14 protein-coding genes are annotated in these 14,922 nt (G+C 28.9%); 3 read left to right on the plus strand and 11 right to left on the minus strand.

Annotated features, from left to right (window positions below):
* Positions 1-16 precede the first annotated feature (16 nt).
* Both fliR and flhB read left to right on the plus strand, forming a co-directional pair.
* Positions 17-787 carry a flagellar biosynthetic protein FliR gene (gene fliR, locus J0H68_03810; GenBank protein ID MBN8827811.1) on the plus strand — a complete coding sequence of 257 codons (771 nt, stop codon included), beginning with the start codon at positions 17-19 and terminating at the stop codon, positions 785-787.
* 25 nt (positions 788-812) lie between these two features.
* Positions 813-1,892, plus strand: coding sequence for a flagellar biosynthesis protein FlhB (gene flhB, locus J0H68_03815; GenBank protein MBN8827812.1), 1,080 nt, complete (start codon positions 813-815; stop codon positions 1,890-1,892).
* Positions 1,893-1,935: 43 nt separating this feature from the next.
* On the opposite strand, the gene J0H68_03820 is transcribed toward flhB, so the two are convergent.
* Together J0H68_03820 and J0H68_03825 are read right to left on the minus strand one after the other, a co-directional pair.
* Positions 1,936-3,582 carry a hypothetical protein gene (locus J0H68_03820; GenBank protein MBN8827813.1) on the minus strand — a complete coding sequence of 549 codons (1,647 nt, stop codon included), beginning with the start codon at positions 3,580-3,582 and terminating at the stop codon, positions 1,936-1,938.
* A gap of 99 nt (positions 3,583-3,681) precedes the next feature.
* A complete protein-coding gene (locus J0H68_03825; GenBank protein ID MBN8827814.1) occupies positions 3,682-3,888 on the minus strand; it encodes a DUF465 domain-containing protein in 207 nt (68 codons plus the stop codon).
* Between the two features lie 212 nt (positions 3,889-4,100).
* Between J0H68_03825 and J0H68_03830 the strand changes: the two genes are divergently transcribed.
* On the plus strand, positions 4,101-5,396 hold the full coding sequence (locus J0H68_03830) for a hypothetical protein (protein ID MBN8827815.1): 1,296 nt from the start codon (positions 4,101-4,103) through the stop codon (positions 5,394-5,396).
* Between the two features lie 65 nt (positions 5,397-5,461).
* On the opposite strand, the gene J0H68_03835 is transcribed toward J0H68_03830, so the two are convergent.
* The 9 genes from J0H68_03835 to J0H68_03875 form a co-directional block, all read right to left on the minus strand.
* Complete coding sequence (locus tag J0H68_03835; GenBank protein ID MBN8827816.1) at positions 5,462-6,367, minus strand: hypothetical protein; 906 nt, start codon at positions 6,365-6,367, stop codon at positions 5,462-5,464.
* 159 nt (positions 6,368-6,526) lie between these two features.
* Positions 6,527-7,702, minus strand: coding sequence for a glutamate--cysteine ligase (gshA, locus tag J0H68_03840; protein ID MBN8827817.1), 1,176 nt, complete (start codon positions 7,700-7,702; stop codon positions 6,527-6,529).
* A gap of 7 nt (positions 7,703-7,709) precedes the next feature.
* On the minus strand, positions 7,710-8,417 hold the full coding sequence (locus J0H68_03845) for a 16S rRNA (uracil(1498)-N(3))-methyltransferase (protein ID MBN8827818.1): 708 nt from the start codon (positions 8,415-8,417) through the stop codon (positions 7,710-7,712).
* Complete coding sequence (locus tag J0H68_03850) at positions 8,414-9,334, minus strand: RluA family pseudouridine synthase (protein MBN8827819.1); 921 nt, start codon at positions 9,332-9,334, stop codon at positions 8,414-8,416. The genes J0H68_03845 and J0H68_03850 overlap by 4 nt, the downstream gene beginning before the upstream one ends.
* A gap of 96 nt (positions 9,335-9,430) precedes the next feature.
* On the minus strand, positions 9,431-10,135 hold the full coding sequence (locus tag J0H68_03855) for a hypothetical protein (protein ID MBN8827820.1): 705 nt from the start codon (positions 10,133-10,135) through the stop codon (positions 9,431-9,433).
* A 132-nt stretch (positions 10,136-10,267) separates the two neighbouring features.
* Positions 10,268-11,635: an ATP-dependent protease ATPase subunit HslU gene (gene hslU, locus J0H68_03860; GenBank protein ID MBN8827821.1), complete on the minus strand. Its 1,368-nt coding sequence runs from the start codon at positions 11,633-11,635 to the stop codon at positions 10,268-10,270.
* The gene (gene hslV / locus J0H68_03865; protein MBN8827822.1) at positions 11,613-12,161 is read right to left on the minus strand and encodes an ATP-dependent protease subunit HslV; all 549 of its coding nucleotides are present in this window, start codon (positions 12,159-12,161) and stop codon (positions 11,613-11,615) included. Before hslV ends, hslU begins: the two co-directional genes overlap by 23 nt.
* A gap of 159 nt (positions 12,162-12,320) precedes the next feature.
* Positions 12,321-13,181: a hypothetical protein gene (locus J0H68_03870; protein MBN8827823.1), complete on the minus strand. Its 861-nt coding sequence runs from the start codon at positions 13,179-13,181 to the stop codon at positions 12,321-12,323.
* A 115-nt stretch (positions 13,182-13,296) separates the two neighbouring features.
* The gene (locus tag J0H68_03875; GenBank protein MBN8827824.1) at positions 13,297-14,769 is read right to left on the minus strand and encodes a hypothetical protein; all 1,473 of its coding nucleotides are present in this window, start codon (positions 14,767-14,769) and stop codon (positions 13,297-13,299) included.
* Positions 14,770-14,922: the final 153 nt, after the last annotated feature.

Raw genomic sequence — 14,922 nt, forward strand, 5'->3', positions numbered from 1 at the left:
TTTAATGTTTTAAAAAATGCTTAACTCACTAAGCGATATAACTAATCAATTTCTTTTATCATATTTTTTAGTTTTTTGTCGCGTTGGCTCAGCTTTAATGACAATGCCTGCAATTGCAGAAGTATATGTTGCTGTAAGAATTCGGCTTATAATAGCTCTTATTCTTTCCTTCATTGTACAACCAATAGTAAGCAGTAAAATTGACGTACCAAGTGAAAATATATTGAAATTAACCATACAAATTTTTAGTGAAGTAATTATAGGCATTGGTATTGGTATGCTAATTAAATTCCTTTTATCTGCAATTTACACCGCTGGAACAGTAATAAGTTCACAATCAGGATTATCATCAGCAATGATGTTTGACCCGAACAGTGGAGCTCAAGGATCTGTTGAAGGAAATTTTTTAGGTGCTATAACAATTGTTTTAATTTTTGCAACTGACTTACATCATCAATTTATAGCTGGAATAATAGAAAGCTATACTATCTATAATTCATTTAGCACTTTAAATTTTAAAGATATAGTGGAGAGTTCTTCTTATATTTTAAATAAATCTTTCCAAACTGCATTTAAGCTTTCAGCCCCACACTTAGTAGTTGGAATTATATTAATGTTCTCAGCAGGTATTCTTTCAAGACTTATGCCTGCTATGCAAATTTTCTTCATTATTATGCCAGTTCAAATTTTGATTAGTTTCATCATTCTAATGTTAACTGTGGGCGGTGTAATGATGTGGTACGTTGATTTCCTACATGAAGGTGTAGGGATGATATTTATGAAATAATTATAAAAAACAAAATAGGTTTTGAATGTCAGAAGATGATGTAGATGACAGCCAAAAAACGGAAGACCCCACGCCCCGGCGGTTGGAAGAAGCGTTTAAGAAAGGACAAGTAATATATTCAAGGGAAGTTACAAATTTCTTTGTATTCTTATGTCTCATTGCCATTGTCTGGAAAGGTATTCCTATAATGGGAGAAAAAACTTATCTAAATTTTGGCTATTATTTTTTAAATAGCGATCAAATACAAATAAACGATAGTGTTTTAATGAAAATATATAAGGATTCAAGCTTATATTTTTTATTACTAATTATCGTACCTTGTAGTTTAACAATTATTGCGAGTATATTATCAAGCTTCATTCAAAATGGTCGGTTTAGCTATTCGGGTGAACCATTAATTCCAAAACTTGAAAAAATTTCTATTTTAAAGGGTTTAGGTAGATTATTTTCTCTCAAATCAGTAGTAGAATTTTTAAAAGGCTTAATTAAAATCATCGTAATTGGAGTTGCTAGTTATTTAACAATTTCTCACTCAATTAATAAAGTAAAAATCATTCATGACTACGAAATAATTTCGATAATTTCCTTTATTCATAAGTTAGCTAAAGATGTTTTAATCGTTGTTTGCTCTATATTATTTGTTATAGCAATTCTTGATTATTTATACCAGCGTTATGAGTTTTATAAAGAATTAAAAATGTCTCGTCAGGAAATTAAAGACGAATATAAAGAAACAGAAGGTAGCCCGGAAATTAAAGCTAAAATTAAGAAAATGCGTGCTGAAAGAGCAAAAAAACGCATGATGGCAAATGTTCCAAAAGCAGACGTGATAATCACAAACCCAACTCACTTTGCAGTAGCTTTGCAATATGATAAAAGTGAAATGACAGCACCAATTGTTGTAGCAAAAGGTACAGATAAAGTAGCTTTAAGAATAAGGGAAATAGCTAATAAACATGAAGTTCCAATTGTAGAAAATCCATTTTTAGCACGGGAATTATATAAGCTTGTTGATATTGAAGAAGAAGTTCCATTCGAGCACTATCAAGCAGTGGCAGAAATCATTAGTTACGTTTATAAGCTTAAAGGAAAAACAATGGAATAATAAAAGTGCAAGGGTTTTAACCGATGCACTTTTAAAATTTTACTTACTGATTAGTCCATCTTCCAAATAAACTTTTACCAGCCTTTGCAGCATCACCAAAATTACCTTTTAATAAACTTTCAACTACTTGGTTACCGTCTTGCCTATTTCTATAGTTATTATATGCAGAAACTGGACCAAGGTTGTCAAGATCATTTAATACTCTACCAGCTTCTTGAACTTTTTTCTCAACAGTTGTAGTTACTTTGTTAGCTACTCTATTAAGACTAGAAGGTTTACTTTCTCCAGTATTTGGATCAATACCAAATGTACTAATAACTGGGTCCATAATACCATCTACACACTTTTCAAAGCCAGTTTTTGGTTTATTTTTTTCTTCCTCAATTTTAGCAGCAAATTTATCGTTCCAAAAAGTATATTCTTCCCTAATTGCTTCGTTAACCAAAGTTGATTTAAGTTTATCATTTAAATAACTTTTATTATTAATTTTTTGCTGATATCTTTCTAAAATATTTTCTATCATCATGTTTTTACGGCTGTTCATAAAAGACCAAGATACTAATTCTTTACAAGTTTCATAGGCTTCTTTAAACAATGGACTAGCTTTTATTTGTTGCTTTATATTAGCTATTTCAGCTTCTTTTGCTTTAGCAACTCTTTTAGTTTCTTCTTCTTTTTGTTTTTTTAAAGCTGATTCCTGTTTTTTGCTAGCCTCTTGTTCTTTTTTATTAGAAATGGCGTTTTGCTTAGTATCATTTTGTACTGGTGAGGTACTAAATAAATTTGGAGCAGCTTTTCTATATTGTGATGCCTGTTCTGCCAATTCATCAATAATTTTATTTTGTTCTGCAACTCGTTTTTGTCGGTCAGATACTATTCTATTATAATCAAAATTTTCGTAATTTCCAATATTCACCTTTTGAGTGGATTGTTCAACTACAGGCACCGCTTCTTTTAGAGATTTTACTTGTTTTTGAGCCTCACTACTTGCTCTTACTTCCTTAACTTTGTATTCTGTAATTAATTGAATTGCTTCACTAACAGCTTCAATTTCTGAATTTCTATCAGTTTTTACAGCTTTATATTTATCTAAAATTATATTTAAGCAAACATCTTTTTCATTATTAAAATATGTTTTACATAGAGTTTTAAAATTTTGATTTTCCTCTATTGATTTAATTATTCTCTCTTTTTCTTTTGCTCCTTCGTGCGCAATTACTTCTCTAACAGCTTTATCAACTCTTTCATCTTGTTCAATACTCTTCCTAACTTTTTTATATTCTGCATATATATTTGCTATTAATGCTTCTCTATTGTTATTATAAAATTTTGTTAATAATTCATTGAAATATTGGTGAGATATAATTTTATTTGTTATTAAACGTTTCTTTTCTTCTTTACCTTGTTTTTTTGCTACATCTTTATTTTCAGCTTCTTGTTGTGGTCTATTTTGTACTGGGTTTTGGATTGGAAGATTTTGACTAACCTCAGTTACAGCATCTTCAACATTATTTAGAGCTTTTCGCATTTTATCACGCTGTTCTTCTTGAGAGGAAATATTATTTGTTAAAGTTTTATAAATCTTATAACCAATAAATCCAAATAAACTTACAAAAGCCGATCCAAACAAGCTTTTTGTACCAACCTGACTAGTTACTTGCCTAATAACTTTCTTTAAAAATTCTATCATAAAAAAGCCTCAATTTTATTATTAAGCACATATTAATACTTTTTTAAGATAAAGTTAATTATTAGTTAACATGTTAACTAATAATTAATTCTTTAATTTTCAAGCAATTATGTCGGGGTAAATGAAAGATTCAAGATAAGCAATACGATCTTTAAGCCATAATTTACGCTTTTTAAGCCTCTGAACTTTAAGGTTATTAAAGTCGTATTCATGAGATTCAATTAATGATTTTATAGTTTCTTCAATGTTAGAGTGCTCAGCTTTAAGGAGCTCTAACTCCTTGATTAATTGGTCAATTTCGTTCATACCTTCCTCAGTCAGGTAAATTAAGTAGAGTTTTGGCACTATTTATAATTATATCAAGTTTTTTATTAAATTACATTACTTTTTTATAGATTTTTAAATTATTAATTAATTAAATTTGCATTTAATGTTAAACATTATAAATTTAAATTAACTTATTGATTAAAAAAAAATTTTCAATAATATTAACAAAACTTAAAGAGTACTGAATTCTTATGTTAATTAATGATATTAATAGCTTTAAACACACCTTTAACAATCAAAACTTTTTTCTTTCATTAATAATTAATGAAGAAATTACTACTAAAAATATTGAGCTCGTTAAAGATTTTATTCTTGCTCAACCTAAAGCTGAGGTTATTATTTTTACTAAGCCGAATTTAGAGCCGAATTTATTATTTGAAATACTCGCATCTTTAGAAAAGGAAGAAAGACCTACACTTTTTAATTTTGTCGATGAAGCTACCTACAAATCTTATGATGTATATTTTAATATAGTTTTAGGAAGTCATCTTAAATTTTGTAAATTATCTAGGGAAAAATGCTTAAACGTTATTTTAATCGACGAACCATATTATTTTTCTTTAACTATTTTAAAAGACTTTACCTTTGAAGTAGCGGCTGAGGTTGCTAGTAATTTAAACGATAAAGTTAAAGAAATAATTTACTGCGGTTCCTTTGGAAACAATTCAAATAACCCTAATTTAAGCGTTAATATTCTGACTCATTTCAAGATTCTTATGTGTTACCTTAACAATTATTGCAATGTAAATGTAGTTAGATTTAATAATCAAAAAATTACAAATGAGCATTATCAAAATATTGTAGATTATATTGAAAGTTTGAAAGTACCTTCTACAATAAAACACACTTATATGGAAGATCTATATGTTGAGCAAAATTTTGAGCCCACACATGGGTATTCAGTTAATATAGATAATCTTGTAAATAATCTTTTTACTAACCCTAACTATCCAAATTTATTACTTACTTTAAAACAAACTGTAGTTAATAATGAAACTAATTTAAACACACCTTTTTACAATCAAATTTTACAAATTATTTACATTAATTTTAACTCATTTGAAAATGAGTATAAAAACGCAATTCTTATAAGCTTAGCACGTTTTAAAGCTTTTACTTTAGAACATATTAGAGAAAGATATGGTAACGTTATTCCAATATTGCTTACCAAAACTATTAATTCTAAATGGTTTCATGAAGAATTAGTTCAAAATGGAGTAGCTACCTTAATTAATGAAAATAATCCGCCAAAATTAAGCAATCTTATGTTAAATAATGAATTTGAAAAGGTTAATTTATGCGTACAGTTTAATAAAACCGCTTTCCCTCTTGAGGTCACCCCTATCCAAGCCAAAGCAAAAAATTTTAGACATAAAAATGGTAAAGATTCAATAAGTACTAACCTAAAAAATAGAGTTATAAAACCTGTAAGAACGAAATTTATCGAGTTAACTGAAAATTATATTGAAAAATCACGAATAAAATAAATAAAAAAAGGTGCCGAAATTACTTCGACACCTTTAATTAACACTCGTAAGTTACAGGGTATTAGTTACATACCTTGTTGATTACCTTGTGCTTGAACTTGAGATTGTTGTAATTCAACACTTTTTCTTAAGTTATTGTTGTTTTCAACACCGTTAACAATAGGGTTTGCTTGAACGTTATTATTGTTTTGACCATTACCAAGTAATTGACCAATTCTACCACCAAGTAAACCATCTAAGTAACTTGCAGCTTGTGCAATCTTTTCAGATACATATTTTTTACCAGCGCCGTTAAATTTACGGTTATCAACTTCATTTGCTGCATAAACAGCTGCAGCACCTAAACCTAAACCAGCACCAACTTTAGCAGCAGTTTTAATTTTGCTATTGTTCTGAGCAGGCGCAACAACTTCATTAAATAAGTCAGCTAAACCATCAACATCTGCTTCACCCCAATTAACTTCTTGTACTACTCTTGGTTGAACGTTGTTATTGTTAACTACAGGGTTTACTACTGGAGCAACTACTACTGGAGCTGGATTTAAAATTTCTACTACTTCTGGCTTATTGATACCTGCACCTTGTATAATTTTTGCAATCCCTGCACCATTTGCAGCTAAAATCATACCATCTCTTGAAACTTCCATTTCTAAACCTTTTAAAGCTTCATAATTTGCTGCATTGATTTCTGCTGCAGAAATTGGAAGATTATTTTGTTGAGCTAATGCACGAACGAATGCTTTAATAACTTCAGGTGAAGTTTGTTTATTAATTCTAATTTTTGCAATCGAACCAACACCATAATCCATTCCTGAGGTAACTATATTACCAGCAACATCTAATACTTCTAATTTAATTTTATCAGCGGGCTTTGTAATACCAAAATCTCTTGATAAATCAATCATCCAAAGTGGAGCATTTGATCCAGAAGTTCTCATTGAAGCGTTGTCTAATCTTACATTAAATTTCATATAGATTCTCCTTTGTTTAAAATAATTAATACGGATGGTTAATAATCCGTTAACTAAATAACACTATATAGTACATTATTAACTTTGTCAAGGAAATGTTAAAATATTATTAAAATAAATTAATTTTCTTTAATAATCAGCCACATAAATTTTAACGATTTAGATTTCAAAAATAGTTGCAAGGGAGGCTAACTGACTTATAAGGCTATAAACGCTTATTTCATCCTTATTAAATTTATCATTTATAAAGAACATACCCTTAGAATTTAAGTTTCCTGTTTCATCTTGCTCAGAATTTACACGCAAAAACAATGAAATAGGTTTCCCTCCAATTAAATAACTCATAGGCTCTGCAGGATTATTATTATATTTATTTTGAGTTGGAATGCCTTCTTGAATAATAACGCTCGTATTTTCCATACCTTCTTTAATTACCGCCATTTTTTTACGGGTATCTTTATTAAGGTTCAAAATTTCTTCTGCTGAAGTAATTGACATTATTCCCATACCATAAGTACCTTGGTCTGCTTTTATAAACAAATAAGGATCGTAAGGAATTTTCATTTCTTTATATTGAATTTTCAAATTTTGTAATAGTTCTTCTGCTTTAGAAGTTAAGCATTCAAGGCCTGTTTTTTCTTTAAAATTTACATATCCACACGCTTTAACCTGAGTTGTAATAAAAAATGGATTAATATTAATAAGCTTTGAAAGCTCCTCAACTAAATTATAATAAGCTTCAAAATGTTTTACTTTGCTTCTATTAAACCAACCATGTAGAGGGTTTGGGATTATTGGATTATTTGCATTTTTAATTAATTCGTTGTATCCACTACTTAAATCATTATTTAGTATCACTAAATCAAATTTATTATCATTTTTATCTACTAAAAAATTATCTTTAAGCTTTATAGGAGTATATTTTAATTCATGGCTGGAGTTACTAATTAAAATTTCTTCTTTTTCAAATAGTAAATTTGAAATTTGTAATTCAAACCCTTCAAAAACTTTTGTTAAAGCGTATACATTATCCAAATAAAATAAATTACGCGTATGGTTTTCGGTAATAAGTAAAATATTTTTAGTATTAGGATAATAAGTGCTAATATAATTTTTAAATTCTTGATTAGTTTTTTTAATTTCTTGATCTGATAAATTATTAAATCCCGCAGGAAATATATTTGTATCAACAGGGGCCACTTTGAAGCCTGAATCACGAATATCAACAGAATTATATAATGTTGGAACTAAATTTTGGAGTTTAAATTTAAAAAAATCATCAATTGTAAGCCTGTTTTTCTGTATTACACTATTCAAATAATTGATGATTTCCATTAACTACCTAAAGCTTACAATTAATAGACGATAACAAACAACAAACCGCTGTTTCTGCTCGTAAAATTCTTGGTCCTAAATTAACAGGTTTAACATTGGATTGTGATAATAAAAGCTGTTTCTCTCTTTCACTAAACCCACCTTCCGGCCCTACTAAAAGAACAACTTTATCATTATCAAGCTCAAAATCAAAAGGTTTTGCATCCACACTTTCAATGGCAGCAAGTATTGTGTGGTTTTTATATGAAGTTATAAATTTTTCTATTTTAATTTGTTCATGAAACTTAGGCGTCACAATTCTACCTGATTGTTCACTTGCTTCTTTACCGGTTAGAAACAACTTATCTATTTTTACATTTCTATTAATTGTTCTTTCAGTAATAACAGGTTGAAATTCGGTAACACCAAGCTCCGTTGCTTTTTCTATTAAAAAACATAAGCGATAATGCTTTATTGGCGCAAACCCTAGAATGATAGATAGTAATTTTTCAGTATCTTTTAATTTTTCTAAAATCTTAATTTCGCAGGCCTTATGGTAGGAACTAACGATCTCAGCTAAAAATTCACCATATTTTTCATTAAAGATTTTTAATTTAGCACCATTTTCCAAACGTAAAACATTAGCTAAATAATTAGAATCTTCCTTGCTTAGTTTTAAAATTAAGCCTGGTTCTAATTTTTCATCTATGAAAATTCGCTGAATAGTAGAACTCATTTCCCTTCAAATCCACATACTCTAAATGTTTCAATTAAATGAGGATGTAATGGCGCAGTTACATCAATTAACTTACCTTTATCTTTAAAAATAACCCTTCTTGCATGTAAATGTAATTTAATATTTATTCCATCAATAAATGCGGCTTCGCCACCATATTTTCCATCACCAACAATTGGGGTATTTAAAACTTGGCTTGCATGAATTCTAATTTGATGTTTTCGACCCGTAATAAGCTTAAATTCAATAAAAGATGCTCGTTTATGTAAATAATCAATAAGTCTATATTCAGTAATTGCTTCTTTCTTTTCCCCATCAACTATTATAGGGTGATTTATAACACCCATTTTATGTTTGGGTTCGCCAGCACAAACAGCCCAATAAAATTTTTGAATTTGATCAGTTTTAAAATATTCAGCTATTCTTTGCGCAGCTTTTCTATTTCGAGCTAGAATTAAAACGCCGCTTGTATCCTTATCAAGCCTATGAGTAAGCTTTGGACGTTCCTCTTCATCAAATTGCAAATAATCAAGCATATCATCAACACTTGTGTGAATTCCACTTCCACCTTGAACGGAAAGGCCAATAGGTTTATTTATGATAATAATATCGTCATCTTTATAAAGAATTGAATCAATTAAAAACTTACGTTTCTTTTCAGTAATTTTAGGTTTACTGTTTGTTTGTTTTTCTTCTTCAGTTCTATCATTTACAGTTAAAGAAATTGGAAGAGTTATTTCATCACCTTCCTTAGTTCTATCTTTTGATTCAGCTTTTTTACCATTTAGTTTTATTAAACCCTTGCGTAAGGATTTTTCAATACGACCTTGTATAAGATGTGGATAGGTATTTCTTAGAAATCTATCCAATCTCATATCAGAATCTTTTAAGGTAATTTGATGAGTGATGTACTCCACGTTTTCTCGGCATTTTGTGTGTTTAAACTTTAGCACTATTAACATTAAATAAGGCTACAATCAAGAGCTTATTTTTATATTGCAATTAGGGTTAAATTATCTTGTAAAAGAAGAAATTTTTCTACCTAAAATTTTTATTTCATTTTTCATATCATTTGAAAAATTATAAGTATTAAAGTTGGCTTTCCAGATAACTTCAAAAGTTTTTTCAAGCGAGCCATCTATATCTCCCTGCCTAACTTCGTTTACTACTTCGCCTACTGAGGAGATTCTATTTTTAACTCTATTAAAAAAGCCTTTTACTCCTGTTTTGTTATTTTGTTGACTCTCATGCGAACATTTATATATATAATAATCAAAGTAAGTAATAACCGTATATGCAGCTTGGAAAAAAAGCGCTATAGACCCAACATTTTTTAAAAATTTTAATGTAGTTTTTGGTAAGCTTTTCGTTGTTAACATACCTAAAACCATAACAATATTAAATTTAAGCATTATAGGATTTGTAAGCGTTTCCCAATAATTGCGAAATGCTGCAGCAATAAAGTTATGTGAACCGGTGTTATCTGAAACATTTTTATTATAATTAATAAATTGATCAATAGCATTAATCGAAGATTTAATTATATAAGTACCGGTTGCGTTTAAAACATCATTTTGCTTTTCATGCTTTGACTTTCTTTTATTTACAATTTTATCATTAAGCCAAGATAAAAAATCATTAAATGTAATTGATGCTTTTATCTCTGCTAATTTGATTTGGATTTTTGTTAATTCAGCTTGGACTTTAGCTATAAGCATAAGGATTACCTTAAATTAATTTCATAATTTATAAAGGTAAGATATAGAAGCTTCTATTAAAAATCAATAAACATTTAAACTTATTTAACTAATAAAAACTATTTTCCTTACCTTTCAATAACTTATTAATACTTACAGTATAAATTTCGATAAATCCATATTATATGTAATATCTTTTAGTTGAGATTTAACATAAGTTTCATCAATAATAATTTCTTTCTCACAAAGAGAATTATCATCACCTGCTCTAAAGCTAATATCTTCAAGAAGTTTTTCTAAAATAGTATGCAATCTTCTTGCACCAATATTTTCTACTTCTGTATTAATGGTGGTAGCAATTTCAGCTAAAGTTGCAATACCATCATCAGTAAATTTAATATTCACATTTTCAGTTTTAAGTAGCGCATCATATTGCTTTAATAAACTATTTTCAGGATCTTTCATTATTCTAATTAAATCTTCTTTAGTTAATGGATTTAATTCAACCCTAATTGGTAATCTTCCTTGTAATTCAGGTAATAAATCAGAAGGTTTTGCTAAATGGAAAGCACCTGATGCAATAAATAAAATATGATCCGTTTTAATAACTCCATATTTAGTAGAAATAAAAGTACCTTCAATTAAAGGTAAAAGGTCCCTTTGGACTCCTTCTCTGCTTACATCACCACCGCGTGCATCACTTCGAGCAACAACTTTATCAATTTCATCAATAAATACTATGCCATCTTGTTGAGTAACTTCTATAGCAGCTTTGATAACCTTTTCTTCATCAATAAGTTTATCGCTTTCTTCTTTAATTAAAGCTTCCATAGCATCTTTTAATTGCATTTTTTTAAGCTTAGTTTTTTTATCTAAACCAATAGCTTTACCAAGCATATCGCTTATACTTATAACACCAACACCCATTTGACTTCCTGGCATTCCCGGAATATCCATCATTGACATGTTATTTGAGGAAGGATTATCAGAAACTTCAATTTCTATTTCTTTATCATCTAGCTTTCCTTCATGTAAAAATTCTCTGAATTTCTCACGAGTATCTTCAGAAGATCCATCTCCTACTAAAATATCTAAAATCTTTTCTTCAGCAGTTTTCTTAGCTATTTCTTCTACATCTTTAAATAATTTTGCTCTAACTAAATTAATCGCATTTTCTAACAGATCTCTAATGATTGAATCAACGTCTTTACCTACATAGCCAACTTCAGTAAATTTAGTCGCTTCTGTTTTAATAAATGGCGCACCAACAATTTTTGCAAGTCTTCTTGCGATTTCGGTTTTACCGACACCAGTAGGTCCAATCATAAGAATATTTTTAGGTACAATCTCTTCTTGCATTTGAAGATCATCTACATTTCTACGTCTAATACGATTTCTAAGAGCAATTGCCACAGCTTTTTTAGCGGCATTTTGACCAACAATAAATCTATCTAACTCAGCTACAATTTGCTTAGGTGTTAAATGGAATTGGGAGTCATTATTTAGTTTTTGATTCTTCATTTTCTAAAACTTCCATTATACAATTATGATTACTAAATACACAAATATCAGCAGCAACTTTCATTGCTTTTTTTGCAATATCTTTAGCAGTTAAATTCTCTTGATCGTAAAGCGCTTTTGCAGCAGCAAGCGCATAATTTCCACCAGATCCAATAGCAACAACTCCTTCTTCAGGTTCTAAAACATCCCCATTTCCGGTTAATACTAATGAAATTTTGGCATCTATAACTATCATCATAGCTTCTAAACGACGTAGATATTTATCAGTACGCCAATCTTTAGCAAGTTCGACACATGCCCTTGCTAATTGATTTGGATGCTTTTCAAGCTTTGCTTCTAAGCGTTCAAAAAGGGTTAGAGCATCGGCAGTTGATCCTGCAAAACCAGCAAATATTTTACCGTTACCTAACGTTCTAAGTTTTTTTGCATTGGATTTCATAATAGTATTTCCAAGTGAAACCTGCCCATCTGCAGCAATAACTACTTGATTTCCTTTTCTAACTGAAAGGATAGTTGTACCATGCATTGATTCTAAAGCCATTTTTTACCTTATTTTTTAAATCGAATAGCTTTAAGATAATTATTTGTAAATAGAATTTCAAGGGGAGATATGGAAATTAATCCTAAATTAATTAGAAATTAACCCTCCCCCTGATTTTAACAAGATATAAATTTACTCTATATGTTACTTAGTTAATTCAGCTTCGCTATTTTTTGCTCTTCTATCATTTTCAGCTTGTCTTAAACGTTCGTTATCTATTAAAAATCGAATTTTATAATCTTTTGCGTGCCCTATTTTTCTATGATTAGAGTTTTCTATAACTAAATCACTTTGTACTTCAGAGGCTCTTCCTAAAATTTTTACAGCATCAAAAAATCTTTTATAAGTTTTTTCATGAGCTTTTCTTTCTGCTTCTAATTCTTGTCTTAATTTACTATCTTCTTCGATTGATTTTTGTTTATCTTCTAATTCACTGTTTAGTTGTTCTGCTTGGTTTTTTAATTCTTGTTGGTTTTTTAATTTTTGTTGGGTTTTTAATAATCTATTTATTTCTAATTTTTGATTATCATTTTTCTTTTTTAAATCTGCTACTTCCTTATTAGTTTTCTCAATAGTCTGCAAATTACCTTCAACTTGTTTTCTCAAAGATTCTGTTTCTCCTCTTAAATATAAAATTAAATTACCCATTTGAGTCTGCACTTGCTCTAACCGCACATTTTCATTTTTAAGTTCAGTTTTTTCTTTATTCAAAGTTATAATTTCCTTTTGCGCCTTACCCACGCTTTCTAAAGTATTTCCAATACTTTCAGTCAACTTAGCTACCAATTCATTTAAACTTTTATTTTCTATCTGTAATTGTAAATTTTTAATTTTAAGTGTTTCTAATGCCTGATCTGTAGTTTGAGTTAATTTTAATTTTTGTACTGCAAGATCAAGCGTTTTTTCACTAAGCTTAGCATATTTTATTAATTCTTCACGGGTCATTTCCTCGAAAATAACTTTACTTGAATCAATAGAATCCTGTATTTTTTCCTGTTTTGACATATTTACCTACAAAAATATTAATTTTGTATATGTCATTAACACATTATGAATTATTTTTCAATGTTAAGAGAGCTACTCTATTTAAATTGAATGTAATAATATATTTGCCATTAAATCAATTTTTTATAATTGATTTTGCTTCCTCAAATCTTGGCGCTAAATTAAGATTTATATCAACATGCAATGTTTTTGATAATTTTAATATTGTTTCAAGCTTTGTAAGAATATGATTCTCTTGCTGGTCTTTTGGTAACTCATTTATTTTATCTTTTATTTGCTGAAATATTTCTGAAGTAGCAAATGACCCTAAATCATTAATCGCTGTCTTAAAACTTTCAGCTTCTTTAATGTCTAAAGTTTTCCCTTCACTAAATATTTTATCTAATAAAGACTGAAGACTTTCACAAGCTATTCTTACTTTGTCTGTATTTAATCCTTTAATTGAAATGTCTTTTAAGTCTTCTGTATTAAAATTTTTAATATTAAATGAAAGCTCTTTGACAGTCGCATGTCTAAACATTTCATTTGCAATATAAGCTTTCATTTGTTGTAAATTGTTTATATCAAGTGCCTTACTTTCTTTAAACCTTTGTACAAATGTTTTATCATCTTTTAAATTATTTGATTCTTCAAATGAATTTAACGCTCCTAACACTAAACCCCCTGCTGGTAACAATGGAGCAACCGCAATTGAAACAGGGGCGAGTAACCCTACGCCACCGCATATAAGTAAGCTTGCACCTGCAGTTACAGGAGCAAGTTGAGCGCCAATATATAATCCGCCTGCAGCAATACTTCCGCTAAATGCTGCAACTGAACCAACTACTCCTCCAAGTGCTGTTCCAGCAATTGCTGCGGAAATTAAAGGTACATACACATAAGCTATAGCTAATGTAGTTGCAACAATGGCAGCAGCTACTGCAACAATCCCTAAAGCTAATAAAATATCTTTTTTAACATCTCTATTTTTTGAAAATTTTAAATAATTTTCTCTTAAATCTTTAAATTCTTGCTTTAATTTGTTTTTTTGTTCTTGAGTAAGGTTTATTTCATTAGTAAGTTGAGTGATGATTCTATCGCTTTCTTCTTCAATATTTTCAGATGTAATTATTTTATCTAAATCATCATCATTTAACAGCTTTTCATTATTTAAGAAAAATTTTTCTATCTCATCTAATTTTTTTATTAAAACTTCTTGTTCTTCTTTGTTTAGTTTATCAAATTCATTTTTTAAAGGTTTTAATAATTCTACTAACTCCTGAGTATTTCCTCTTATATCAGCTCCGCTTAAAATAAATTTATGTATACGGATAAGATCCGATGGAATAAATCTATATCCATTATCTTTGAACCATTCTTTAATTTTTTCAAAATCGCTATCCCATGTATATTTTAAATTTTCAATAGCATTACTGGATTCTTTATCCATTAGATTATTACTTACTAGTAAATTTTCTACCGTCCTTTCTAAATTTTCTTTACCTATAAAAGCCAGATTTAGGTCATTTAATATTTTTGCAATTATTGAAGTTTGTATATTATTCAAATTATTTAATGTCCCAGTTCTATTCTGTGTATTCTTAGCCATATTGAAAACCTTTATAGTTAAATTTAAATAATTATAACATATTAATTAACTTTTTAAAACATGGCTAACGTGCTGATTTTTTCATCTTTTATAGAAAACGATAAAATCTCCTTGTAAATATCACCAATTTATTTTAAATTATAATTACTTTTT

This window comes from Sphingobacteriia bacterium (genome assembly GCA_017304685.1).
Lineage (GTDB): Bacteria > Pseudomonadota > Alphaproteobacteria > Rickettsiales > 33-17 > JAFKLR01.